The organism is Peribacillus sp. YIM B13472 (assembly GCF_042788005.1).
Classification (GTDB): Bacteria; Bacillota; Bacilli; order Bacillales; family DSM-1321; genus Peribacillus; species Peribacillus simplex_E.
Map to the genome: position 1 here is coordinate 191,234 of NZ_JBHZPG010000001.1, position 25,276 is coordinate 216,509.

Genomic DNA, 25,276 nt, shown 5'->3' on the forward strand with positions numbered 1-25,276 from the left:
TAAGCATTAAAAAGGATTTGTGTAGTTCTTCAATTCGTAAGGTGCTTTAAAAAAGTAAAGTCAGTAATTTGCTTATTACGTTGCTTGAAAATCAAGTAAAAAAACAAAAGTAATATACTTTTATAACCCCTATTTTTTTATCCGGGCAGAATTCTTTCTTAATGATTAAAGACTGATACAATATGAATGATATGGCCTATATGAAATTTGTTAGATGGCTGGGTGCCTGACTTCACTAATAAGTGCTGATCAGCCACTCTTTTTCTTATGGAATAAAAATATATTTGAAGCAAAAAGCTAGATTAATCAAGGTGAGGGAAAAGATGGATGCGAAAAGAGAGTATTTAGTTCGAACATTTTCCAGGACTAAAAGGAAAGATTACGAGAATTATATTTTAAACAGGATTTGGAATCGATTAAACCGGTTAGATTTAAAACCTGTTACTCAACAATATGTGAAACGAGCGGATGGTAAATACGCCTTGCTTGATCTATATTTCCCACAGATTCATTTAGGGATTGAATGTGACGAAGGGCATCACAAAAGTAACGCACGTAATGATGAAATTCGAACATTAGAGATTGGAAAAATGTTTAAAGCAGTTAAGGAAAATGAAATTAAGATTGAACGAATAGATGCCACCAACTCAATAGAAATGATACATACTAAAATTGAAGATATCGTTCAACTAATCAATAAAATGGCTTCTGACAGCAAGATAATACCTTGGTCTGAAGACGTAGATTATGCAGCGTTAGCAGTCAAGCAGGGAACATTATCCGTTTATGATGAGTTTACGTTCCGAACAATTTCTGAGGCGATGCGTTGTCTAGGAAAGAATTATGATAGTATACAAAAATCTTATTGGAAGTTTAATGAACGCTATATGATGTGGTTCCCCCAGTTATCTATAGACATTGGACAAGGAAATGTCTCAAATACTCGAGGATGGATTAACCTTTTTAACGACAATTGGACTGAAATTGAAGAAAAAAGAATGGAAAGGGATTATATTCCACTCAACCTCCCGGAGGGTACACCAAGAGATCGGATTACATTTATGAAAGTTAAGGACCCCATATTTAAAACGAATAAGTATCAATTTGTTGGTATTTTTCAGTGGGATCAAATCGAAGGGAATTCTGTATTCTATAAACGAGTCGCCGAAGAAATTGATTTAACCCCCTACAATAAATAAATAAATAAATGGGAATGATAATTGCGTCTCCATTTTAGCAGATAGCTTTAAACAGGGAGGATTTACCTCACTACTTTCTTCTTATTAAACAAAGAGTAGGTTGTTAGCGAGTATACAAAAAGGCCTCTAATCGGGGCTTTTTATACGTGTTTTCAACTTTCGTCCATTCAAATACCATATTAAATTAGTGTTGGTTCATTACCAATTTAACCAAACGATAATTCCTAATATGATAATGGGAATGAGAGCCATAAAAATCCCATAAAAAGAAAGCTTAAATTCCTCAGGATTTCCCATAAACGCTCTTTGACCGGCTCTATCCAGGGAAGGCTTTTGTATTTTACTTTGTTCTTCAGTTTTTTTACTCATAACTTACCCCTTTTATAAATTTGTCGACATCATTGAATTTACGTACCTTTTTACTACTATGTTTCGATCGTTTAGGTACATAAGTTAACATTAACATAATTATCCAATTTGGTTAATGCGTGATTAATATAAAATAAAGCAGACTGAGGTTAAATTAGAAAGAGGTATATAGTTTAAATCGACATTTTAACTAAATACCCCGTTTTTGTTCCGTAAAAAAAAGTTTACCGCAGCAGCAACCTTCTTTATTAAAGGAATTAACTTTGTCATTCCTCGTGTTTTTTACCTGTCACTGCAATTTGTTCTACTTTCCCGGATTTTTCATCATACTGGTAGTAATATACACTGTCTTTATCGTCTTTAAATACAACTGCGATTTCAAATCTTTTCTTTCCTTTTAGCTTAGCGTTATCAGTCACTTTAATTTCTTCTATGTTGTCTTCAACATAGTTCTTCTCATTGATTAAGTATTTATGGACAACCCATTTTAATTGTTCAGAGTATTCTAATTCCGCACTTGTAGGTTGTGTGGAAAAATATAGAATACTTCCCCTATAATTAAAACGGCCACAATCCCTAAGACTATTAAAAAATTTTTCATTTCTTTATATACCTTGCTAATAAGTAAATTCCCCCTATTATTATTACTGCCCAAAACACTAAAGGAGTTATTTGCATTAAGTTTTCCATATTCATTCTCCTTTCTTCATAAAGGTTTTTCTGAAGCTCCTTATCCTTGGTTTAGCATTGCAAATAAAGCTTGAACACTTTCAGGTAACCAACGATATTGCTGATAAGCAATAACCAAAAGGCTCGCCGCACAAACAACTAAAACACCTACTTTGATTTGCTCCAGTAACTCGGAATCAATATTAAATTTCTTCAATAAAACCATCTCTTCATTTACTTTATTTATATATTTTGGCAAATATTAGTTAATTTAAGCAGTGTGTAAAAAAATAGGATTGGGGGGAGCATCCCGGCTTGCTTATAAAACTCATAAATTATGGTAAAATTAAATAACAATAAATACTTTAGACCTCTCTCCAAGACAAGAGGTTTTTTTATGCTGTACTCAATTTCTCAACAGTTGTAAAACTTGATTTTTGACACGACGAAATAAACATATGCTCCACCTGTTTTTCGAAAGACAAATGCTTTTCTATTTCGAGATTTATGACTTGAATAATTTGTAGGGCTCTTAACATACCCTTCTATTTAACCTAAGTCAGATTTAATTAATCTGTTGCAAGGATAAGGCATATTGGTAATTGGGAGTAGAAAAATAATGAAGAGATAAGCTCATTGCCTATCTCTTTTAATTAGGAGCAGATTGGTTTATGAAAAAATACTACATAGCTGCGTTTTCAGTGTTGTTATTGCTCGGAGTTTTTTACTGGTTTTATTCTTCATCTTCTCCTAAAGAATTAAGCACTTCTGATATGGTTGCTATTGAACAGGAAAGTGAAGTAACGAATGCGGCTGATTATGGTTCGATTGGATATGGGTTGGAAAATTTGAAAGGTAAAGTTATCGATGAAGGAAGTACACTTAATAGTACAGACAATGAAGTGTCAGTTGTTGCCTCAGTAGACAACGACATTGATGAGGACAGAAAGTATGCTTTACTTGTTTTTGAAGATTATAATCAAGTAAAATTTAAAGTTAAAAATAAGGAGCAGGACGTAAATAAATATTTCTTTGATATGAAACCTAACAGCTCCATAAACTTCAATGTTTCCGTTCCTATTCGTTCCGACTCCAGTGAATTGACTTTTGTAATCGTGCAAAAGCCAGAGTATAAATTAAAGGAGCTCGATCTAAATAGGGCAGGAATTTTGGAACAAGTTTTAAGTATGCGGTATTCCATCAACAAAGCTGACAACGGGAAAGATGTAAAAAAAATAAAGGAAGTAAAGCCTGATGCTATTGTGAAGGATGGTTTAAATGAAAATATATCTATCACAAATAGTCAGGAAAAGTTGCAATCAATTATGACTGAAAAAGAAGACAAGAAGCTAAAGTTCTCTGCCGGAAATGAGACGAATGCTGAGATCGGATATGCAATCATAGCTTTAAAAGATTGGGAACAAGTTGCAGTTAAAGATAACACAGACGTCTTATATACCACTGTTCCTCCAGAAACTAGACATCTTTTTGATTTTAAACTACCTGAAGTTGAAAGCGAAGAAAATTTCCAACTCATCGCCTTTCCATTTCCTTATGAAGTAAGTTCTGATAATTATGAGAGTCAGCAAACTTTCGGATCCTTTAGGGTTGTGATTCAAGATAAAGAATAAGATTATCAACAGAAAGGAAGATTCGGTTTGTCTACTATAATTAATATATTAGGTTTCGCGGGTATAGTTGGATTTATAGTTTTTTTAGCCATAGTAAAAACTAAAAAGATAAACCAAAAAGGTAGTTAATTGATTAAAGCTTTCTTATTAGATGTGAATTCATTAGGAACACATATCGAATGCTAAAATCCAAAAGGAAAAACTTGAATTGGTGGAAATCGAAAAAGATGTTTAGAAGCGGTATCGCCAGCATTTCGGGAATTTGTATGCTAAGCAAAACCCAACAAAAAATGTCCCTTTCCGGTATGTTAGGAAAGGGACATTTTTATTTCTTATTGTGCTAATGCACCGCACCCGTTCGTTGATTAAGGACCTATTGTAGAGTATTGTCACCCTCTTCTACCCTTTTTTAACTCTTATGTTTCTCAACCGTGATACCATCCTATTTTAACATTTACAACAACTACATAAGCTTCTTCTCCTTCAAATTTTGTATATAACAGCTTCTTTATCAAAAATCATGTTCATTACCTCCATCTAGTATTTCTGTTATAGATGCACTCTATCTTAATTAAAAAATGTAATACTTGAAAGTTAATATTCTAGAAAAATTTCCCTAAATGGATAAGAAAAGGATTATCGAATACGATATAATAAGGATATTAGCAAGATGATAAATCAAGAAGGAGCTCAGATAGACATAGTGTCACTGGGGTCATCTGTTTTCCCATTTACTCTAGGAGGTACATTTTGAAAGAATCTAAATCGAATAAAGGATGGTTAAGTTTGGGGGCAATCGGGTTATTTTTCCTAGGGAAAATGAAATGGTTGTTTGCGCTATTGAAAATAGCAAAAGTAGGTTCTCTGATTTCTATTTTCGTTTCATTAGGAGCATATGCCTTGGTTTACGGTTGGAAATTTGCCGTAGCCCTAGTCTATCTAATTTACATCCATGAAATGGGGCATTTACTAGCTGCTAAGAGAAAAGGCATCAAAACATCCAATGCCATTTTCATCCCTTTTGTCGGAGCGTTAATTGCCCTTAAAGAAGAACCCAAGAATGCTAACCAAGAAGCTTATCTTGCCTTCGGAGGTCCTTTATTAGGTACATTAGCATTTCTACCAGCCATCCCCCTATTTATGATGACGGAAAATCCATTCTGGCTTTTAGTTATTACACTTGGAGCCATGATTAACCTATTTAATCTAATGCCTGTGCATCCTCTTGATGGAGGACGTATAGTGGGAGTCATCTCCACAAAGCTTTGGGTATTAGGGATTATCGGAATGGTTGTATATTTGTTTCTCCATCCAAACCCATTTTTAATTCTTTTCTTATTATTGGGTATTTCTAAGTGGTGGAAAGAATTCCGTAGCGAGACAACCAGAAATCAAAGAGACAACATCATTGAATTGAATCAATATGGTTTAAGGCAACTAGAACAATATGCAGGTGCAACAGATGAAGAAAAAATTCGCCTGGTTAATATTTGGAATATGGAATTAAGCCAACTACATGAAAAGTTTAACAACATGAAGAGTTGGCATATCCCGCTATTTGATGATAATAAACTAAAAGAAAAACAGCTGACCGAGGTAAAATTGAATATTTATAGGTCCTTAATGGATGCTGCTAATTCGAATGAATACCAGAACGGACCGACCGATTTTGAAAATAAAGGCACGTATGAACGAATAGCAGCAACCTTTTTTAAAGAAGTGCAAGAACAAACTGAAATTAGGGATAAAGAGAAATCCTATTACTCATCGAGTCTCAAAACAAAAGTCACCTGGTTCTCATTATACATTGGGCTTGCCATTTTCTTAATGATAACAAGCTTATATGCAGGTGATTTAATGGAACAATATAAAACTTCATTACCGTAATACATTATGAAAGGGGACCTCATTTATGAGTGTCCCCTTTAACTGTCCATTTATTTAGGCTTGTGAAACATTAATGTTGATAGAAGAGACTACTTCTTGTACTCTCTTTTATTACACCCTATAGAACTTACGCACCTGTTAGTTCAACAAGAAAAGGATTCCATAGGTTAGTTTAACCTGATACCACGGTTACTTTTGGTTCTTTACAAGAAATAAAACCAATCGTTGATAATGAATGTAATTTTCAGAGGGACATATATCTTCTCGTTCATTCGTGGCTATTTCTTTAGCCAAGTAATCGATATGCTTTTCCATGTTTTCTCTTAAAAATTGAGCACGAACTTTGAACTTCATTTTCTATTTGTTTATTCATCAAGCTTTCTAAGACAACTCCTCTTTCTCTGGGTCTTGTCTTATTGGATATCAGTTTAATTTCTCACTCAAAAGTCAGCTCCAGAGAGATTCTCCAAGGAGGCTTCTTTTTCTTGTTTTAGTTTAAAGTCGGGTCTCCATTTTCTTAAAGTACATTAATTTATTAGCATTTTATCTAATTCACGAACTTTATCATATGACTCCAATAGTTGTTCAGGTATTAATGTTCTCCCATAATCCCAAGCATTAGTTTCTATTTCAGATTTTAGCTTTTCTTTTTCTTCTTCGTGACCATACATTAAAATCCTTAAATCATGTTTGTTTTTCTTAAAATCTAAATAATATCCGATCATACGATAAAGAATAATTTTAACAAAGTCTTCCTCTGTCTCTTTAATTCTAATTTTCCCTTTATAACCGTTAACTTGAATGTAATTGAATTTTATAGTATTGGTCGATACGTTATAACTCATAGGTGCACTTAGATTATTGTCAAATACATAAATAATATCCAAATTGTGCTCATTTAATGTGTTATTAATTATCTTTTCGATATCGCTTATATAAAGCATTTAACAATCACTTCCCTTTTAAAGACTTACTTTATTATAGTAGTAGATTAAGTTATTCTTCCTTTATCAATATAATAAACTGTTGAGATATTAAAATCACACAGTTAAAAATAAAGGAAATATTTACTATATAATACTGAAGTGGAGGGTAATTCCTACGAGAAGTGTGATTAATCCCCTAATAGGAAAGGAATTTGCTTTTAATTACTCTTCCATACTTTCCTCCTTCTATTTATTTCACTTTAAAACTTTCTATCATTGGTTGTAATTCTTCTTGATATTGTTCTACCATCATTTCAAGTGAAGGCGTTGTATTATACTTTTCAAGTCAAGAAACGTAATGATGTGCTACATTATGCGCAATATCAAAGTAGGGGACAGGGTTCGTTGTAACCACTCTCTCTGTGAGCTGGAAATTTATCTCTGAAGCCTTTCATCATTTCCAATATTTTATATCGTCTTCATGCGTCATGTTCAGAGCTTCCAAGAAGTATTCCCGTGCATGGTATTTGGTAGTAAAGGTAATCCAACACATTATAGTAAAGTGGGTTTTACCGAAGAATATAATTATGTACCTTTTAAAGAAAAGCCAAAAATACGGTCTTATTTTTAACCTCCATCGTTAGCAGATAACAAAAGGCTTACTCAAAGTCCTTGAAATAATAATTATCACAAATAATTGTCTGTACTACGTTTTACTTCTTCTCTATCCGCCACAAATTGAGTAAATTATACAAAATGAACTAATTCTTTATAAACAAAAAAAGACCCAAATCCTTGTTATATCAAGGATTTGAGCCTTTGGTAGTTGATGACCTGTGAGGGATTCGAACCCACGACCCCTTCCCTGTCAATTTTGTTTCATAAATTCAAACTGGTTTAACTGCATTAAATAAGTGTAAAGAAGGTTGATTTCTCAAGGTTTTGTAAGGTGCTTATATCAACTCAGTAAAATGAATAAAGCTCAAAAAAATAATTATGTGAGCAAATGTGTGAGCAGGTGGTCTTCTTGTCCTTATACTTATTAAATATTTTATACATAAGGCATCTACCGGATATCAAAGAAAGTTAAATTACCTTTTTAAATTTTTGAGTGATTAGAGATACTACTTGTGTGGACTGCAATTGACAACACAAAGAGATGTTGGTGGGTTTATCAACAAATCCTATTAGGAAACCTTACTAAAAGAAGCGTTTTAAATAAATAGAGTAAAAATGGGCATTACAATGGCAGATCTTAAACAAGAACTATTAAGGAGACCAAAATCTATCCAAGGTAGATGATTTACTGAATTTATATTTCACTAGAAAAAAGGTGCTTACAAATAAATACAAAAAAGTTAATCTATTTGTTATTATCGTGGGGGAAATTCTAGATCTTTTGGAACCAAATTGTACTTCTCTAGTTTCTGGCGAATTTCCTTGTGTTTTTTGGATTAGAGTAAACTTCTTCAAATAATTTCAAATCAACATTTCCTTTTTTAGAAAGGTACTTCTTTTCAACCAACTTATCAGCAATATAATTCCTTACCTCTACGTAACTATCGTATGCTGCCTGAGCCTCCTCATTAGTAACAAAGTACTTTCCACTATGAACTATATCGTTTCTGATTTTATATAAGTGTTTATACCATTTATAAACCACTGGATGTTTAAAGAAGTCGAGCTTCTCCCCTAATTTTCTCGAAAGGTGTTGTTCAATCAAGTTTCTAAATGCAATATTTTTCTTTTCTTCAATTTCTTTTTCTATCTCTTTCTACGGCCTATTCTGTCTTTGCCCATCAATTTTCACAACTAGCCGCATTTTGTTTCTAATGTTATTAAACTAGATTAATCTTTTCATACTCATTAAATTCTCAGTATAGATATGATTCTCACACCAAAAAGGTCGGAATCAGTATTACAAAGAGCCTTATTGGATAAACAAAATATAGCTCTCTACTCAAAATCATCTAATCTAGAGTAGATTTCCTTAAGGTTATCAGGAGAAAGTTGGAGTTGATCTTGAGAATGTGTCTCCCAGACATGGTGCTTTTCACCACTCAACATTTTTTCTATTTGATCAGTATCATAAACTTTAAGATCATATATCCAATTGTCAATCATTAATGTACTAACATATGTGCGCCAACAAAAAATACCCGTTTGCAAAAGTGTACTTTCACGAACGGATAAAATAACAATCAGCTACCTCAATATTAAGTGGCATAGAAAAAAAGAACAGGCAGATTTATGAAATCCGTCTGTCCAAAATCAGAAAGAATTCATCCATCGATTGTTTGGGCTTGCATCATAAGATACGATTCCGCTAGGAATATATGCATTATATTCTCTTTTATTTTATCTTTGCACCAAAGAATCGTTAAGAACTATTTTTTTGTAATCCCGTTATTTTGCTCCCCTGCTTATTTAACTCCTACATTAATTAACTTTTCTTCTATCGTATTTTTTATTTTTTGTTCCCTTTTCATTTCATTGTAAAAGTAGTAGCCCACATACATGAAGCAAATCATAGGTACTAGAAATGCATGTTGTATAGATCCTAACACATCAGATACAATACCTTGTACCGCGGGTACTACGGCACCTCCTACAATAGCCATAACCAAGATAGCACCAGCCATTTCGGTATATTTTTTTTCTTTTACTACTTCTAGTGTTTCTCCATAAATAGTTGCCCAACATGGACCAAAAATCATACTAACGGCTATAGCTGCATATACTGCCATCATATTCGATGCAACTACAATATAAGCAAGCAAACATGTACCAATAATAGAATATATAAATAATACTTTTTTTGGAGAAAAGCGCGTCATTAAAAAATTAGCAATAAGCTTCCCAATAAAAAAAGCAATAAAGCTATAAATCATATAATTTGAAGCACTACGTTCATTAATATCATCGTTAAGAACTAGTGCTAGCCTAATAGTAAATGACCAAACTGAAACTTGCATTCCTACATATAAAAACTGAGCAATGATTCCCTTACGAAATCGTGCATTCCCCACTAAATATCTTAAAGTTTCCAATATACCCGGATTTGAAGCTTTATTTGATGACTGTGCATCTTTTTGAGTCTTACATGAAGGATATTTGGTTATAAGGAAAATGACTAGAACACCAATAAGTATAAAAATTATATATTTGTATGGTTGTAGAGAATTCTGCAACATCTCCAAACTAAAAGCATGAGCCTGTTCTGGACTCATTTTTGCAAGCTGTTTATCAAGGCTTTCTCCCTCTTGAAATATTAAATATTTTCCTAATAAAATACCTACTACAGAACCTATTGGGGTAAATGTTTGGCTAATATTTAGACGAAGAGTAGCATATTCTCGAGGGCCCAACATCGAACTATATGTATTAGCTGATGTTTCAAGAAACCCCAATCCAATAGCGATTGCAAAGATTGCACATAAGAACATCATGTAAGTAGCCATATGAGAAGCTGGGAAAAATAAAGAGCAGCCAATAATATAAAATATTAATCCCGTTATAACAGCAATTTTATAACTAGTTTTTTTAATAACTAATGAAGCTGGAATAGCTATCAAAAAATATCCACCATAAAATGCACTTTGTACTAATGCAGTGGCAAAGTCGCTTAGTGCAAACACGCTTTTAAACTGAGCAATTAAAATATCATTTAAACTAGCTGCTGCACCCCAGAGTGGAAAGAGTATAGATAATAGTATAAATTGGAAAATAGGAGTTTTCTTAAGATATCCATCAGGCATTTGAGTTAAATTTTTGTTTTTCATCTCAATACCCCCTTATTATAAATTTATATTTTTTTCGTGAGATTTTTATATAGCCTGCCTTTTATAGATCTCTGTTGTTTAACTTCAACATTAAAAAGGGGGGTAATAATATAGTCAGAAAAATATGTTCTTATTTATTCAAAATTATTTTCATATGATAGTTAATTTTATTTTTTAGCTAATATTGTCCACACTATTATTTAAACTTTTGAATATATTAAAAATTATTATATGAATACTCTGTCAATATTTTAAATTATTTCTTATCTTAATTAAGTAATCTTGCTGCTTTCTTATCTAAAATAACAGTCAAATTTGCATGTAATTGTAAGAGAGAAGATGGACAGTGAGTTGTGATCTTTTCATTAAAAGTTTTTCTAACGGCCTCAGCTTTCTCATCTCCACTAGCAATAAAGATAATGTGTTTTGCTCTTAAAATACTCCCAACTCCCATTGCTACTGCTTGTTTAGGCACTTCATCTATATTTAAAAAGAAACGAGAATTATCTTTTATGGTCTCGTCAGTTAAATTAGTAATATGGGTATTTGGATGTAAGAATTGATTTGGTTCATTAAAGCCAATATGTCCATTTCCACCAACGCCAAGTATTTGAACATCTATACCGTTTACTTCAAGTATCTTTTCATCATATTCTTTTAAAACTTGCTTTTCATCTTTAAAAATGCCAGGTGGAATATGAACATTTTGCTTTTGAATATTCACCTTAGATAAAAAGTTATCCCACGTATAACGCGTATAACTTTGAGGATGTTTTGGTTCTAAACCGATATATTCATCCAAATTGAAGGTTGTTATTTTGCTGAAATCCAGGTTTTCATTTTCATGCAATTTTATTAGTTCCTGATATGTTCCTAATGGTGTTCCACCAGTTGATAATCCTAAAACTAATTCTGGGTTTTCTTTAATAAATTTCGCTGTTTCTTGAGCAGCAGAATAACTCATTTCTTCATAATTTTCTGTAACAATCAATCGCATTGTAAAGACACTTCCTTTTTAAACATACATTTTGTTTAAATTCGGCGTTTCTGCTGTACTGCTTGAAAGAGAACTGCGAATACAATGATAGCGCCTTTAATAACTTGCTGAGGGTATGCTGGAACGTTCATAAGATTCATAATGTTTCCAATCAGTGCCAGAATAAATACACCCATTAACGTATTTAATGCTGTTCCTCTTCCACCGTTTAAGGCCGCCCCGCCGATGACAACTGCTGCAATCGCATCAAGTTCCATTCCAGCACCAACTAATGGAGATCCGACACCCGTTCTGGCTGTCGTCAACACTCCACCTACGACAGCTAATGCACCTGAAATACTATATACAGAGAACTTATAATAGTGTGTTTTTACACCAGATAAAACAACTGCAGATTCATTGCTGCCTATAGCTTTTAAAAGACGTCCATAGACTGTTCTCCTTAAAATGAATACCGTAATAAAAAAGAATACGAACATGACAATTACCGGTGACGGAATACCAAGAAAATAGCTTCTATCAAACATTGTTACTGCTAGATTATCAATCATAATAGGCGAGCCTTTTGAAACTATAAAGGCAAGTCCGCTAGCGACAGTCATCATAGCAAGAGTTGCTACAAAGGAAGCCATATTTCTATACGCAACCAGATAACCGGAAATACTACCAAGTACTATACCGATTGCTAATGTAAAAAGTAAAGCAACAGGCAGGGAATAACTTTGTAGAAAGAAAGCCATTAATACACTTCCTAGCGCTAAAAATGAACCGACCGACAAATCAATTCCACCTGTCATAATAACAAGAAGCATCCCCATACTAATGATCCCTATTGCTGCTGATTGGCGAAGCAAGTTTAGGATGTTTTTATCTGTGAAAAAAACTTCAGAGAGAGAACTTGCCATGATGATTAATAATCCGAAGATAATAATCGTATTGTATTTTAAGAAAAAGTTAAAAAGATTAACGGGCAATACGAGCTGCCTTCCCTGGGCTGTAATTACCTGCTCTTTTCCTTGTGATGAATGTAAATCTTTCATTTTAGCTACCTCCTACAGCAAGACTCATAATTTTTTCTTCTGTAATCGATTCCTCTTTAGTGAGTGAACCTTTTATTCTGCCGTCATCCATTACATAAATCCTGTCACATAAACCAATAACCTCAAGGAGTTCTGAAGAAATTACGATGATACCAAGGCCTTTTTCTGCGAGTTCATTAATTAATTGGTATATTTCCACCTTGGCTCCCACATCTACCCCCCGCGTTGGTTCATCTAAAATAAGAACTTTAGTATTGGTATGGTACCACTTCGCCAATACTACTTTTTGTTGGTTTCCACCACTCAAGTTTTCTACAGGTGTTTCACAACTATTAGTTTTAATCCGAAGCTTCTGTATTAAATCATTGGCAATCCCTTTTTCTTTCTTACTTTGAATGACGTTGACAAATTTCGTAATAGACTTTGTTTGAGTCATCGTTATGTTCTTTCGAATCGACATAGGCAGGACCAGTCCATCCTCTTTGCGACTTTCTGGTACAAGGCCAATTCCTTTTGCTACCGCGTCAGAAGGCGATTTAGTTTGAATCGATTTACCGTCTAAAGTAAATTCACCTGATTCGAGTTTATCAACGCCGAACAAGGCTCTAGCAATTTCTGTCCTGCCGCTTCCCACTAAACCAGCAAGACCAACTACTTCTCCAGCATGCACGGTCAAAGACACATTTTTGAGTTTTTCCTTCGTAGATAAATTGACAATCTTTAATATTTCTTTTCCAATTTGAGCATTTCTTTCCGGAAATAAGGCTTCTAGGTTTCTACCAATCATCATGCTGATCAACTGGTCTTTTGATACCTCTTTAGGTAAAACGCTACCTGTTACCTCTCCATCCTTTAACACTGTAATAGCATCTGCGATCTCAAAAATTTCTTCTAAACGATGGGAAATATATATAATACTTACTCCTTGGGATTTTAAGGTTTTCAAAATATCAAATAGTTTTTCTACATCTTGCGGAGCCAATACCGCTGTTGGCTCATCTAATATGAGAACCTTTACGTTCTGTGACAATGCTTTACAAATTTCAACTACCTGTTGATGTGCTACACTTAAGTAACCGGTAATCGTTTTCGGGTTCACCTGAAACCCAATACTTTTAATCAATTCAGATGCTTTACTATTCATGTCGTTCCACTGAACGATCCCTTTTTTATTTTGAAAACTTCCAAGAAATATATTTTCAGCTACAGTTAAGTCCGGTGCTAGTGCAAGTTCCTGATAGATGATACCAATACCGAGCTCTTTTGCAATATTAGGATTTTTTATATCTATTAAGTTGCCATCAATCTTAATTTCTCCATCATCTTTCTTATGAATCCCTGATAAAACTTTCATTAACGTTGATTTCCCTGCCCCGTTTTCTCCTAAAAAGGCGTGGACCTCCCCTGGTTTTACTTTTAATGATACGTTTTTAAGCACGTTCACTTTTCCGAATGACTTTTTGATGTTATTCATTTCAATTCGATATGTTTGATCCATATAACATCTCTCCTGTCACATTTACCGGTGCAGCTAACTGAATAGATTTATTAACAGCTGCAGCAATTTTCACTGCTTCCAGTCCGTCTCTGACTCCTACAATTGGAGTTTGTCCATTAAGGATGCAGTCGATAAAGTGCTGCCCCTCTTTTATATAAGCTTCAGCAAACCGATCAGTAAATGAAGGTGCTGTAGGTAGTGAAATTTTGTGTTCACTTGTGCCAGTGACTACATCAATATAATTCATTTGACCAATTGAAATAACTCCTTCATCACCTATTATTTCTGTTCTTGCGTCATATCCGTACTTAATATTTAATAGTCCTTCAACAGTACCAAGAGCACCTCTAGAGAATTTTAATGTAAGAGCGATCGTATCATTCATCATTGTCCCGCCACAAATTTCCTTTTCTTTTATAGAAGAAAGAACAGCAGCTTGACCAAAAACGCTTTCAACCTCATCATCCAAAAGCCATCTAATAGAATCATAGTCATGTGAACAAAGCTCAAAAGAAATATCACCTGACTTCTCAGGGAAACAGCCCCAACCTGGAACAGGAGGTAATCCCGGATCCCTGCTTGTTGATCGAATAAAGACAGGGGTTCCAATTGCTCCTTCTGAAATTTTTTGTTTTGCGGTTTCATAACCTTTATCAAAACGCCTCATATAACCGACCTGAAATACTTTTTTAGTTTCCTTTGCTTTCTGATACATATCATTCGCATCTTCAATATTTAAGCAAAGTGGCTTTTCACAAAAAACATGCTTTCCTGCTTCCAGTGCCTGCAATACAAATGTCTTATGTGTCTGAACGGGTGTAGTAATAACAACGGCATCAATAGATTCATCAAGAAGTAGAACTGAAACATCGGAATACACCTCACCTTCCACTTCTATTGCGAGCTTTTGTGCCAATGCTTTCTCTTGGTCACATACCGCTTTAATATTTGCCCCATAGACAAAATATTCAAAATTTTTTGCGTGTAATTGTCCCATCCGCCCAGCGCCAATGATTGCAATATTTATCTTTTTCATTGTTTGCCTCCTGTTATGTGAGAATATCCATGCTAGCTAGTAGCAGGCTACTCATTAATTTTTTTCAAAATTCTGAGTCTGGATTATAATATTTATCAACATTATCTTTTGTAATAGCTACCGCTGGTGTATAGGTAGTTTTCGGATAAGACTTTCCTTCTTCGAGAATAGCAAGGGAGGCTTCAATACCCGTTCGCACAATTAAAGCAGGATCATTTAAACCGGTTACTGCATACTCACCATTTTTAATAAGTTCCAATGCTTCTTTTTGTCCATCAGCTGCAGCTGCTATCATTATTAGATCTTCTTTACCAGCTTGAGCAATTGCTGTTTTAGCACCAAGTGCCATACTATCATTTTCAGTGATCATTAAATTTATATCTGGATGGGCTACCAGGATATCTTCCATTGCTTTCTGTCCACCTTCTTGAGCCCAATTGCCCCATCCCTGTGCCACAAATTCTAAATTAGTAGTCCCGTTATTTCTAAGCTGGGCTTCAATCAAACCTTGAATGACACCCTGGCGTCTTTCTAGACCCGCAGGATTTCCTTTTTCTCCACTAAGAATAGCTGCCTTCACTTCTTTTTTACCAAACTGGGAAGCAACCCATTCACCAACCAATTTTCCATTTTCAGTATTGTTTGATTGAACGGTAGTCACGTAATCAGCTTTTGAAGAAATAGTACTATCTACAATTACAACAGGAACCCCAGCTTGAGTTGCTGATTTGGTCGCTGGTACTAAACCTTCTGGATCTGCTGGATCAAGTAATAGCAAATCAATGCCTTGTGTGAGCATGTCATTCACATCACTAATCTGTTTAGTCATATCACCTTGTGCGTCAGCTGTAATGATCTGAAATCCCTCCTTTTTTGCTACATTTTCAGCCTCTTTTACCATCGCTACAAAATAAGGTGCATTTTGATTTTTAATTGAAAATCCAATTTTAATTTCACTTCTTTCCTTGTCGATAGCCTTTCCAGCTTGACCACTATTGCTTTCTGATGAAGCTGTGCTAGCTGGCTGATCATATGAACAAGCCGCCGTAAATACAACTATTAGTAATACCATGAACAATAATTTGAATTTCTTAAAAATATTTATCACTCTATTTCCCCCTCTTACCATTTTTGTGTAGTTCTAATTTCTATCAAACTCTTAGCAAGACTTTGAATGTAGTATCTTTATATTGTTCAATAAATTCGAAAGCACTTTGAACATCTTTCAAATCAAATGTTTTGGTCTGCAAATCTTTTAGATTCGCTTTCCCTTCTGCAACTAAATTCTTTGCTTTATCAAAATCTTTTTTCGTGTACATTAAATCACCTAAAAGCTCCAACTCTCTATCCTGAATTAAATTAACAGGAAGCATTACACCTTCATTAACAACCCCTACAATTACAACACGACTTCCCTTTCGGGCAATTTCAATCGATTGGAGAATGGTTGATGGATGGCCAACACATTCAAAAATAGTATCTATTCCATTTTTCGAAATCATATTGATTGAAGTTAATATATCTTCTTTGCTTGAGTTAATTACATTTTTAATCCCTAGATCAATAGCTTTTGAGAGTCTTTTTTCTGAAATATCAACTATTGTAACGATAGCACCCCTTACTTCTGCAGCTTGGGCAAGAAGAAGACCAATTACACCGCTTCCAATTACTAAAACATGATCTCCTCTATTCACCTTTCCAATCTCAACAGCATGAATACCCACTGCCAAAGGTTCAAGCATTGCAGCATCTTCGAAAGACATGAAGTCATCTAAAGGCACAACTTTTTGCCATGGGACTGAAATAAATTCTTTAAATGCTCCATCAGTTTGACATCCTAATACAATTAAATGGTCACATATGTTATAACGACCAATCTGGCAGTTATAACATTTTCCACATACTAACGATGGCTCTACTGTCGCTTTTTGATCTATTGAAAACATCTCTTGAGGTACTTCTTGTCCTATTTCAACAATCACTCCTGAAAATTCATGTCCAGGTACAATAGGTGTTGAAATAAATGGGTGCTTTCCATTAAAAGAATGAATATCTGTTCCACAAATCCCTGCATTTTTTACACGGATCAGTACTTCATTAGCCCTTACCTGAGGTTTTGCTACTTCTTCCAATTCAAAACGTCCACTCTGAACCAATTTTGCTTGGATCAACTATTTCTCCCCCTCTTATAACAGCGTTTTCATTTAAATACAAAGTAAGTCAGAAATGACTCACTTTGCTACTCTATTGCTTTGCTGCAGCTTTTTGTTGATTAAACTCACTTGATATCCGTTCAATTTCTGTAAACTGTTCACTATTCAACTGAATATGGAATACCTCTGATATAACTTGCGTCCAGCCATGGATGAAATATATCCAACCATCTTCAACATGGAGAGATTTTTCATCTTTTTGAGACAGTGCTTGATGCATAAATAATAAATCCCCTCGATAGTTCAGCTCCCATACAAGGCTATTTTCAGGAAATATAGCTTCATTACTTAGAGGAGAACCTTGTCTATCTTTGCCTAATCCAGTGGCGTTAATAATGAAAGAATAAGGCTTCAATTTAGAAATTATATTGTCATTTTTAGTAAGATCATCTGCTTTAATGAAATCAATATTGACATCATTTGATACTTGAGAAATAACATCTCTCATAGAATCTAATCTTGATTGGGTTCGGTTTGAAACATAAATTTTAGAAGGACTATTGTTACCATTTATAACTTCAATTAAATTAGAGGTAATAGCAATCGCACTTCCTCCCGCCCCCATAACAAATACTTCACCATTATGGTTTTTCCAAAAATCATTTGGAATAAAATTTTGCATAGCTAATCCACTAGAGATATGATCCTTTGCATGACCAATTAACTTCCCATCTTTTTTTGAAATACTAGACAACTCTCCGAAAAGTTGTGCATAAGGATCTAGTTCATCAAAAATATCGTTTGCTGCATTATATAAATCAATTTTGTGCGTCGTAACAAGAGCACCAAGTGATAAAGGATCATTTTTGAGGAATGTAACGACTTTACGATATTTTTCTGGTTCAGCGTGAATTTCAATATCAATACCTTTAATATCAGCATCCAAACCCAAATACTTTGCCCATAGTGGAAATAACTTCATAATTGAAGACTGTGCTGTTGTAACACCAATAAAATAAAAAGTTGGTTTCGTTGCTTTTTCTAAATTCAAGATAATATCCTCCTCTGATTGGTTTTATATAATTATTGAGGTTATTAGCTCCCTTAATTTAAAATATATTTTTCTAGAAATCTAAATTTTAAAATAACAAACCTCTTTTTTGACTAATGAGTTAACTCTTCCACTTAGGGTTATCAACAATTTCGACTTTTCCATCTTTTTCAATAATCAATTTTCTATACCCTTTTGTTTCAATCGTTCCATAATCATGACCTGCATCTGCTCTAAATACAAAGAAAGTAACTAGTGGTTCATCTCCTACATTAACACTCCTATGAGCATATCTACCTGGTACATATACAGCTTTACCTGGAGTTAGTTCCTCATCAGCCCAATCTCCTTCCGGATTTTCCATCAGCATATACCCTTTTCCACTTAAGCAATAATATACTTCAGCGGTATCTAAGATTGTGTGGAAGTGTCCTTTTGTCATGAAATATTCGTTTCCAACTTTTCCTGGATAAACGATACTTGTGCCAAATAATAGGTTACTATCTTTTTCAGGCAAGCTTAATTCATAAAACTCATAAGCAAGAATATCTTCTTCTTTAATCATTTCTTTTAATGCTTCGTTATCAGCAAACATTCCATTCATATTGGAAAGATATCTTTTGGTAGTGCTTTTTTCATCAGTCATGCCATTTTTTAAGTCAAAATACATGGTAAAAGGGGTTACAGCGAAATCTTTAATCATCATAAACACTCCTTATTTTTTATTAAAATGTTTAATTGTTGTTTCATGAAGGTGAAAGTCAAAGACAGATTTCTCTACTTGGTTATTATACTTAAAGCTTTCAACGGATTATGTTGTGTAATGGTATTAATGACATCTTCGTTAATTCCATTTGCTTTCATTTGTGGTATAAACGTTTGAGTTAAATAATCTATTCCAATCGTGCCACCATACGTTCCAAGGCGGGCTCTGGTAGTATCAAGACTTAACAAGAGTGAACCTTGTAAACCACTTTCTAGCATGTGTTGAATTAATTTCAATTCCTTATTATCATCGTGATATTTAAACCGGCCAATCGTATCATACTCAAGATGAACACCAGACGAGGCAACTTCTTCATGCAATTTATAGTCATGATGAGTTCGGTCTAGATGACATAGAATAATTTTTTCTGGATTCACCTTTCGTTTCGTTAGAAAATGAATGATTTCAAAAGGATCTGATCCTACTTCAACATGAACCATAATCGAAACATTCGTTTTCAGTGAAGCTTCTGCAGCTGCCTCGAATTTTGTACGATAATAGGGAGTCAATCCATCTTTATCAACAGCTGTTTTAATTAAACCTGCTTTTGCATCAATTGATTGAATAGGTTTTTCTGTCCTATTACCAAGGTACATTCCTTTTTGTATTTCTGAAATAAAAACGTCGACTAAAAATTCAGCATTGCTAGTATGAATCCAATGATCTGGCCAATAAAAATTAGATTTATGAAATCCAGTAGATGCAACAAGGTGGATGCCCGTTTCTTGTGAGACCTTTACCAGCTCATTTGCCATACGTCCTGCGCCAATTGGTTGTGCATCTACAAGAGCAGAGCCAGTTGGCAGTTTTTTTAATTCATTAATTGTTAAAGATATATCATCAATACATAACTCAGCATTCAATTGTGCAGCATATCCGCTTTCTAACATGACGTGCTCATGAGGTTGAAAATATGGTATTTCATCAGGATTTACTGAACCTAGAACAGTTTGAATATAAACCGATTCTTTAAGTGTCACTGAAACGCACCACTCATTGGCATCTTAGTCTGTTGAACTTTTTTTACAAGCATTGATGCGTAATCACTTATTTTATTTGGGTCCAGATTAGAACCGCCTGCTTTTGTTAAATTAGATCCAACTCCAACTGCGACAGCTCCTGCTTTAATCCATTCTTCAATATTTGACTCATTTACACCACCAGTAGGCATAATATTCACTTGAGGAAGCGGTCCTTTAACATTTTTGATATGATTAGGTCCTGCTAAATCTGCAGGAAATAGCTTTAAAATTTCACATCCCGCTCTTAATGCATTTACCATTTCTGTTATTGTAAAGGCTCCTGGCATAACAAGGGTTTGATATTGATGACTCACATTGATAATATCTAAGTCAAAATGAGGTGTAACAATAAAGTCTGCTCCTGCTTGTATTGCGTTGACTGTTGAATTGACATCAAGTACAGTGCCCATTCCTATATAAACAGACTGTGATTCAAATTCACTTTTCAGTTCACGCAGTACGTCAAACACATTTGGTACTGTCATGGTTAATTCAATCGTTTTTATACCTCCTTTAATAGCAGCTCTTGCTGTAGTCATAACTTCTATTTCATTCCCTCTGAGGACAGCTACGACACCGCTTTCATAAATGGCATTAATTACTTCATATTTACGTAACACTTTTATTTCCTCCCTCAGTCTTTTTAACTTGTTGTTCAAAAAATTCAAGTATGTTTCCAGTTGATTGTAATGTCATTCGTTCTATGGCTTCTTCACTCGCTGCTGCATTGTGCGGTGTTAAAACAGCATTATCCAACTCAAGCAACGGGGAGGATGTCGGTGGTTCTACGCTAAATACATCTATCCCAGCTCCTCTAATAATCCCTTCTTGCAATACTCGGAATAGGTCTTGTTCGTTAACAATTCCACCTCTCGCTGTGTTGATAAGAATTGCTTCTTTCTTCATTTTTTTCATAGTTTCATAATTTAACAAATTAGTAGTTTCCGGTAACAGTGGCATATGAATTGATAAAAAATCACTGTTCTTTAGGACTGTTTCTAAATCCGTATACGTAATGCCATAATCTGTAGCAGTCTTTTCATCTTGAAAAACATCATAGACTATGACATCCATTTGAAATCCTATTGCCCGACGGGCAACAGCTTTTCCAATTGCACCAAACCCTAAAATACCTAGTGATTTACCGTAAAGTTCAATCCCTACCGTTTTTGTCCATTGTCCTTCTTTTAATTTCTGTGCAGATGAAGAAATCTTTCTAGCAGTTGATAGCATTAAACCGAAAGCATAGTCTGCAACCGCCTCATTATTTACTGCAGGTGTATTCGTAACATAGATACCCTTTTTTTCTGCATATTCTTTTGGAATATTATCAATTCCCGTACCATACTTAGCGATAATTTTAAGGTGTTTCGCGTTATCTAGAATAGTTTCGTTAAGATAATCTGTTCCTATAAGTAATGCGTCCACATCTTTGATAAGCTCTATAAATTTGGACTCAGGAAGTGGCCCCTCTTCTCTTATCACTTCAAACCCTGCTTTTTCCCACATTTGATTAATATCTTTGTTAAACATTCCATACGATCGAGGAGTTATTAACACTTTGGGCATTCTTCTCTCTCCTTTACTAGTATTTCTTCTGCTAAATGAATGATCTCTGTTAAACTATTAATAAGATAGTCTGCATTTAGAAGCTCTTTTTCCGAACCAAATCCATACAGGCATCCTACTGTTGTTAAATTGTTTTGCTTTCCAGCCTCAATATCTGAATAACGGTCTCCCACCATGACGGCTTTATCCAGATTATTTTCTTGTAACAACAATTTCACGAGATCTACTTTATTAGCTGTTTTATGCAGACCAGCACAATATAAATTAGTAAAAAGATGTGTAATATTGTGAGTCTCTGCGGCCATTGGAACATATTTGGCTCCGCCATTCGATGCCACGTACAATTCATAGCCATTTTCTTTGAGCTTTTGCAATGTTTCGATAACACCTGAATAAAGAGTGGTAGTTCGTTCAAAAAACTCATCTTCCACTTCTTCTAAAATCCGCATTGTTAACTGGATTTGATCCTCACTAGCTTTAGGAAGCAAATAGGTAAATAAATCCTCTGTTGTCATACCAATAACATGATTAATTTGATCTTCAGTCCATTCAATATCCCCTACAACTTTTTGCTCTTTCAATCGCCTTAAGACTTCTGGATATGTTTGTTGAGCAAGCGACTTGCTATCGAGCAGTGTGCCATCCATGTCAAAAATAAATGCTCGTTTCATTTATTTCCCCACCTCGCATACGATTTACTTGTAACGTGATTTTTTTAATGTAAATACGAAATCTTTTCCCTTACTAACAATCTAATCACTTATATAAATGCCTTTTCTTAGTGGTTTAATTAAATTTTTTTAATCTCTCGTACACAGGTTTTAATTGGCTATATGTTTCATTAAACAAAGGGAAGAACTCCCAATATTTTTTTTGAATGTCTGGTTGTGGATGATGGATATTGACTCTTTTCACCCATCGTTTTGCTTCTTGAAAATCTTTAATTAGGCCACTTCCCACAGCTCCTGCCATAGCAGCTCCCATTGATGTTGCTTCATCTAAATAAGATGGTACATATACATCAAGTCCATAAATATCAGCTAAAATTTGCCGCCACGACGCACTCTTAGCTCCTCCACCTAGAACCCACATATAGTTGATCGGAGCACCCTCTTTTTGAAACGTATCCAACACAATTTTCAAGTTGTAAGCAACACCCTCCATGACAGAACGCGCCATGTCTCCACGTGTATGCGTAATAGACAAACCTACAAAAGCACCACGCGCATCAGGATTCCATCTTGGCGAGCGTTCACCCATTAAGTAAGGTAAGTAAACCAACCCTCTTGAGGTAGGAGGAGACTTTTCAGCTTCCAGATTCATTAATTCATACATAGATACATCTGGTTTAGAATCCTGGTAAAGAAGCTCTGTCACCCATTGCATAGAGCCACCACCACATTGCATTGTACCGTTTGGTGAATACTTATTGGCATCTAGGTGAACCCATGTATAGGTTTTCATTTCAGGGTCGAAAATGGGTTTGTTTGATGCAGTTGCTATCCATGAAGATGAACCAATATAATTGAATGCTTCTCCCTCATCAATCACACCAACTCCAGCAGCGGCGCAAACTCCATCTCCACCCCCGATAACCACAGGTGTACCTTGAAGTAAGCCCGTTTCTTTTGCGGCCCAGTCTGTCACACCACCTATTACATCCGTTGAAGCATGCAAATCTGGAAAAATGTCTTTTTCAATTCCCCATGCCTTTAAAATATCGTCTGACCATACCTTGTTTACAAGATCAAAACAGTTTGTGCCACATGCATCCGAATAGTCTGTTGCAAATGTTCCAGTTAGTCTGTAAACAAGGTAATCCTTTGCTTGTAGAATTTTATAAGCTCTTTTGAACACATCTGGTTGATGTTCCTTAACCCATTTGATTTTTGCCCCAGAATATGATGAACTGATGCGATGCCCTGTGATCTGATAGACCGTCTCCATACCCAGTTCTTCTTCTAAACGCTTAGCTTGGTCAGAAGCTCGCATATCTGCCCAGATAATTGCATTACCTAATGGATCTCCTTGGCGGTCTACTAACAAACACCCAAGCATTTGACCACTGAAGCTTACAGCCCCAATTTGTTCACGTGTTACACTCGTCTTCTCTAGTAAAGTTTTTGTTGTATCGCAGACTGCTTGCCACCAATCTAATGGATTTTGTTCAGCCCATCCAGTTTTCGGATAAAAAGTTTGATATTTATAAAGTGTGCTACTTATTAGCTCTCCATCAGATGAATATAGAGTTGCCTTATTTCCAGTAGTACCAATATCATGAGCAATAATATAATGTTTTCCCATACAATTATCCCCCCCTCAAATTTAAAAAGTATCAATTTATAATCATATAATGATGTAATTACCAGTTGGTTTAAAAATTGAACAAGTTAAAAAACTTGCTCGATATATTACTTTCTTTCATATTTTACTTCAACAGTAAATTTACTCAAATCTCCTCTGTAACGCGCTATCGAATACTCAAAGGGCTCGGAATCAATTTGAAAAGCGGTAGTTTTAGTCATTTGAACAGCCGCCATCGGAGGAATTTTTAAAATGTCAGCATCCTCTTCAGTTACATTATTCGCCTCTATCACACGTTTTGCATAACTAATATTAAAGCCATACTTTGATTCGAGCACTCTGTACAAGGATTGCTTTTCTAAATCCACATTAAGCAAATCAGGTGCACTAGCTGCTGGGATATATGTTGTAACCAAAACGTAGGGTTCCTTCTCAATACACCTTAACCGATCGATTCTATAGAAAAATTGGTGGGCTTCACCAAATATTTCTTGAAGAGTAGCGTTTTTTTCGATAATTTGTTTATTTAAAACTTTTGTTTCGAATGATAAACCACTTCTCTCCATTTCATCTCCAAAACTACTTAAGCTTTTTAAGAACATTTGATCAATTTTCTTATGGGCCACAAATGTACCCCTACCATGTTCTCTTCTTAACAAGCCCTCTGCTACCAATTCGTTTAAGGCTTGGCGGACAGGCGTCCTGCTTATGCCATACGTATCAATCAATTCTCTTTCTGAAGGAATAATATCGTCTGGTCTGTATATTCCTTTTTCAATTTTCTCTTTTAGTACTTCTTTCAGCTGAAAATATAAAGGCAAAGGTTTGCTTTTTTCAAATACTATTTTGTTGGAGTTTTCCACCGTGTTGCACCTCTTCTAAAATTTATTTTTCCACTTTATTTATTTTAAAATAAACCAGTAAAAAAACAAATTTCGTGGATCGAACCAACAAGGTAATGATGTAATTACCAGATGGTTAATATTAGTAAACCATATGATGAGATTGCTGTCAATTAAATTCCTGAACAACCGTTGTTTCATTTTCAATTCCATCTGCTCACACTTTGCTTTGAATAAGGCGACCAGTCCATTGTCAATCATGATTGTCCGGATTGAATTTTTTGTTTTTGGTGTTAGAAGTTGATAACCTGTACTTTTGTTATTTGGTTATAGTATGTTTTGGTGATTCTTTCTTAGTAAGGTCCAGGGCTGTCCATTTTAATGCTAACATTTCGCCTAAGCGCATACCGGTATATGCCAAAGTAGCAAAACATAGATAGTCTAGATATAATCCTTGTTCTTTTTTTCTTTAATATTTTCCCGTTAGTTAATGTTACAAATACACTTTTACCTAACCCTTTCGGACGAATTTGAA

Annotated in this window: 23 protein-coding genes and 1 pseudogene; 4 read left to right on the top strand and 20 right to left on the bottom strand. The window is 34.7% G+C overall.

From position 1 onward, the window contains the following. Nucleotides 1-323 precede the first annotated feature (323 nt). Nucleotides 324-1,199 (top strand): AbaSI family restriction endonuclease, encoded by an 876-nt coding sequence (locus ACFX4I_RS00960; RefSeq protein ID WP_377418440.1) that lies wholly within the window; start codon nucleotides 324-326, stop codon nucleotides 1,197-1,199. A 198-nt stretch (nucleotides 1,200-1,397) separates the two neighbouring features. On the opposite strand, the gene ACFX4I_RS00965 is transcribed toward ACFX4I_RS00960, so the two are convergent. From ACFX4I_RS00965 to ACFX4I_RS00975, 3 genes are all read right to left on the bottom strand, one after another. Beyond that, nucleotides 1,398-1,568: a hypothetical protein gene (locus ACFX4I_RS00965; protein WP_155726552.1), complete on the bottom strand. Its 171-nt coding sequence runs from the start codon at nucleotides 1,566-1,568 to the stop codon at nucleotides 1,398-1,400. A 266-nt stretch (nucleotides 1,569-1,834) separates the two neighbouring features. Next, on the bottom strand, nucleotides 1,835-1,987 hold the full coding sequence (locus tag ACFX4I_RS00970) for a hypothetical protein (RefSeq protein WP_377418443.1): 153 nt from the start codon (nucleotides 1,985-1,987) through the stop codon (nucleotides 1,835-1,837). A 311-nt stretch (nucleotides 1,988-2,298) separates the two neighbouring features. Further along, nucleotides 2,299-2,454: a hypothetical protein gene (locus ACFX4I_RS00975; RefSeq protein ID WP_377418446.1), complete on the bottom strand. Its 156-nt coding sequence runs from the start codon at nucleotides 2,452-2,454 to the stop codon at nucleotides 2,299-2,301. Between the two features lie 454 nt (nucleotides 2,455-2,908). Here ACFX4I_RS00975 and ACFX4I_RS00980 point away from each other — a divergent pair, with 454 nt between their 5' ends. Together ACFX4I_RS00980 and ACFX4I_RS00985 are read left to right on the top strand one after the other, a co-directional pair. Next, on the top strand, nucleotides 2,909-3,868 hold the full coding sequence (locus ACFX4I_RS00980; protein ID WP_377418449.1) for a hypothetical protein: 960 nt from the start codon (nucleotides 2,909-2,911) through the stop codon (nucleotides 3,866-3,868). An 819-nt stretch (nucleotides 3,869-4,687) separates the two neighbouring features. Next, nucleotides 4,688-5,755 (top strand): site-2 protease family protein, encoded by a 1,068-nt coding sequence (locus tag ACFX4I_RS00985; RefSeq protein ID WP_377418739.1) that lies wholly within the window; start codon nucleotides 4,688-4,690, stop codon nucleotides 5,753-5,755. A gap of 527 nt (nucleotides 5,756-6,282) precedes the next feature. Here the strand turns inward: ACFX4I_RS00985 and ACFX4I_RS00990 are convergent. Next, nucleotides 6,283-6,699 carry a hypothetical protein gene (locus ACFX4I_RS00990; RefSeq protein ID WP_230301504.1) on the bottom strand — a complete coding sequence of 139 codons (417 nt, stop codon included), beginning with the start codon at nucleotides 6,697-6,699 and terminating at the stop codon, nucleotides 6,283-6,285. Nucleotides 6,700-8,101: 1,402 nt separating this feature from the next. Next, nucleotides 8,102-8,404, bottom strand: a complete 303-nt coding sequence (locus ACFX4I_RS00995) for a hypothetical protein (protein WP_377418453.1) — start codon at nucleotides 8,402-8,404, stop codon at nucleotides 8,102-8,104. 507 nt (nucleotides 8,405-8,911) lie between these two features. Between ACFX4I_RS00995 and ACFX4I_RS01000 the strand changes: the two are divergent. Continuing rightward, nucleotides 8,912-8,995 (top strand): annotated as a pseudogene (locus ACFX4I_RS01000) (IS6 family transposase); the annotation flags it as partial. Between the two features lie 109 nt (nucleotides 8,996-9,104). On the opposite strand, the gene fucP reads toward ACFX4I_RS01000, so the two are convergent. From fucP to ACFX4I_RS01075, 15 genes are all read right to left on the bottom strand, one after another. Continuing rightward, nucleotides 9,105-10,463: an L-fucose:H+ symporter permease gene (fucP, locus tag ACFX4I_RS01005; RefSeq protein WP_377418457.1), complete on the bottom strand. Its 1,359-nt coding sequence runs from the start codon at nucleotides 10,461-10,463 to the stop codon at nucleotides 9,105-9,107. Nucleotides 10,464-10,731: 268 nt separating this feature from the next. Beyond that, a complete protein-coding gene (nagB, locus tag ACFX4I_RS01010; protein ID WP_377418460.1) occupies nucleotides 10,732-11,460 on the bottom strand; it encodes a glucosamine-6-phosphate deaminase in 729 nt (242 codons plus the stop codon). Nucleotides 11,461-11,495: 35 nt separating this feature from the next. Next, nucleotides 11,496-12,500, bottom strand: a complete 1,005-nt coding sequence (locus ACFX4I_RS01015) for an ABC transporter permease (RefSeq protein ID WP_377418464.1) — start codon at nucleotides 12,498-12,500, stop codon at nucleotides 11,496-11,498. Between the two features lies 1 nt (nucleotide 12,501). Beyond that, on the bottom strand, nucleotides 12,502-13,998 hold the full coding sequence (locus ACFX4I_RS01020; protein ID WP_377418467.1) for a sugar ABC transporter ATP-binding protein: 1,497 nt from the start codon (nucleotides 13,996-13,998) through the stop codon (nucleotides 12,502-12,504). After that, entirely contained in the window at nucleotides 13,976-15,034 is a 1,059-nt protein-coding gene (locus ACFX4I_RS01025; protein ID WP_377418470.1) for a Gfo/Idh/MocA family oxidoreductase, read from the bottom strand. The genes ACFX4I_RS01020 and ACFX4I_RS01025 overlap by 23 nt, the downstream gene beginning before the upstream one ends. Before the next feature lie 64 nt (nucleotides 15,035-15,098). Beyond that, a complete protein-coding gene (locus tag ACFX4I_RS01030; RefSeq protein ID WP_377418473.1) occupies nucleotides 15,099-16,142 on the bottom strand; it encodes a substrate-binding domain-containing protein in 1,044 nt (347 codons plus the stop codon). Between the two features lie 43 nt (nucleotides 16,143-16,185). Further along, nucleotides 16,186-17,205: a zinc-dependent alcohol dehydrogenase gene (locus ACFX4I_RS01035; RefSeq protein ID WP_377418476.1), complete on the bottom strand. Its 1,020-nt coding sequence runs from the start codon at nucleotides 17,203-17,205 to the stop codon at nucleotides 16,186-16,188. A gap of 73 nt (nucleotides 17,206-17,278) precedes the next feature. Next, nucleotides 17,279-18,238, bottom strand: coding sequence for a shikimate dehydrogenase family protein (locus ACFX4I_RS01040; RefSeq protein ID WP_377418479.1), 960 nt, complete (start codon nucleotides 18,236-18,238; stop codon nucleotides 17,279-17,281). Between the two features lie 121 nt (nucleotides 18,239-18,359). Beyond that, on the bottom strand, nucleotides 18,360-18,941 hold the full coding sequence (locus tag ACFX4I_RS01045) for a glucose-6-phosphate isomerase (RefSeq protein WP_377418482.1): 582 nt from the start codon (nucleotides 18,939-18,941) through the stop codon (nucleotides 18,360-18,362). Nucleotides 18,942-19,015: 74 nt separating this feature from the next. Then, the gene (locus tag ACFX4I_RS01050; protein WP_377418485.1) at nucleotides 19,016-19,984 is read right to left on the bottom strand and encodes a phosphotriesterase family protein; all 969 of its coding nucleotides are present in this window, start codon (nucleotides 19,982-19,984) and stop codon (nucleotides 19,016-19,018) included. Beyond that, entirely contained in the window at nucleotides 19,981-20,646 is a 666-nt protein-coding gene (locus ACFX4I_RS01055; protein ID WP_377418488.1) for a bifunctional 4-hydroxy-2-oxoglutarate aldolase/2-dehydro-3-deoxy-phosphogluconate aldolase, read from the bottom strand. Before ACFX4I_RS01055 ends, ACFX4I_RS01050 begins: the two co-directional genes overlap by 4 nt. Continuing rightward, on the bottom strand, nucleotides 20,636-21,595 hold the full coding sequence (locus ACFX4I_RS01060; RefSeq protein ID WP_377418491.1) for a phosphoglycerate dehydrogenase: 960 nt from the start codon (nucleotides 21,593-21,595) through the stop codon (nucleotides 20,636-20,638). Before ACFX4I_RS01060 ends, ACFX4I_RS01055 begins: the two co-directional genes overlap by 11 nt. Beyond that, nucleotides 21,580-22,266 (bottom strand): HAD family hydrolase, encoded by a 687-nt coding sequence (locus ACFX4I_RS01065; RefSeq protein WP_377418494.1) that lies wholly within the window; start codon nucleotides 22,264-22,266, stop codon nucleotides 21,580-21,582. Before ACFX4I_RS01065 ends, ACFX4I_RS01060 begins: the two co-directional genes overlap by 16 nt. Before the next feature lie 115 nt (nucleotides 22,267-22,381). Further along, the gene (gene xylB / locus ACFX4I_RS01070; protein ID WP_377418497.1) at nucleotides 22,382-23,899 is read right to left on the bottom strand and encodes a xylulokinase; all 1,518 of its coding nucleotides are present in this window, start codon (nucleotides 23,897-23,899) and stop codon (nucleotides 22,382-22,384) included. Between the two features lie 107 nt (nucleotides 23,900-24,006). After that, a complete protein-coding gene (locus tag ACFX4I_RS01075) occupies nucleotides 24,007-24,762 on the bottom strand; it encodes a GntR family transcriptional regulator (protein WP_377418500.1) in 756 nt (251 codons plus the stop codon). Between the last annotated feature and the right edge of the window lie 514 nt (nucleotides 24,763-25,276).

Bases quoted from the DNA above. Each gene is read 5' to 3' on its own strand.
- ACFX4I_RS01060 (WP_377418491.1), bottom strand. From the start codon at position 21,595: ATGCCCAAAGTGTTAATAACTCCTCGATCGTATGGAATGTTTAACAAA.
- ACFX4I_RS00990 (WP_230301504.1), bottom strand. From the start codon at position 6,699: ATGCTTTATATAAGCGATATCGAAAAGATAATTAATAACACATTAAAT.
- xylB (WP_377418497.1), bottom strand. From the start codon at position 23,899: ATGGGAAAACATTATATTATTGCTCATGATATTGGTACTACTGGAAAT.
- ACFX4I_RS01065 (WP_377418494.1), bottom strand. From the start codon at position 22,266: ATGAAACGAGCATTTATTTTTGACATGGATGGCACACTGCTCGATAGC.
- ACFX4I_RS01020 (WP_377418467.1), bottom strand. From the start codon at position 13,998: ATGGATCAAACATATCGAATTGAAATGAATAACATCAAAAAGTCATTC.
- fucP (WP_377418457.1), bottom strand. From the start codon at position 10,463: ATGAAAAACAAAAATTTAACTCAAATGCCTGATGGATATCTTAAGAAA.
- ACFX4I_RS01045 (WP_377418482.1), bottom strand. From the start codon at position 18,941: ATGATTAAAGATTTCGCTGTAACCCCTTTTACCATGTATTTTGACTTA.
- ACFX4I_RS00965 (WP_155726552.1), bottom strand. From the start codon at position 1,568: ATGAGTAAAAAAACTGAAGAACAAAGTAAAATACAAAAGCCTTCCCTG.
- ACFX4I_RS01025 (WP_377418470.1), bottom strand. From the start codon at position 15,034: ATGAAAAAGATAAATATTGCAATCATTGGCGCTGGGCGGATGGGACAA.
- ACFX4I_RS01015 (WP_377418464.1), bottom strand. From the start codon at position 12,500: ATGAAAGATTTACATTCATCACAAGGAAAAGAGCAGGTAATTACAGCC.
- nagB (WP_377418460.1), bottom strand. From the start codon at position 11,460: ATGCGATTGATTGTTACAGAAAATTATGAAGAAATGAGTTATTCTGCT.
- ACFX4I_RS00985 (WP_377418739.1), top strand. From the start codon at position 4,688: ATGAAATGGTTGTTTGCGCTATTGAAAATAGCAAAAGTAGGTTCTCTG.
- ACFX4I_RS00980 (WP_377418449.1), top strand. From the start codon at position 2,909: ATGAAAAAATACTACATAGCTGCGTTTTCAGTGTTGTTATTGCTCGGA.
- ACFX4I_RS00960 (WP_377418440.1), top strand. From the start codon at position 324: ATGGATGCGAAAAGAGAGTATTTAGTTCGAACATTTTCCAGGACTAAA.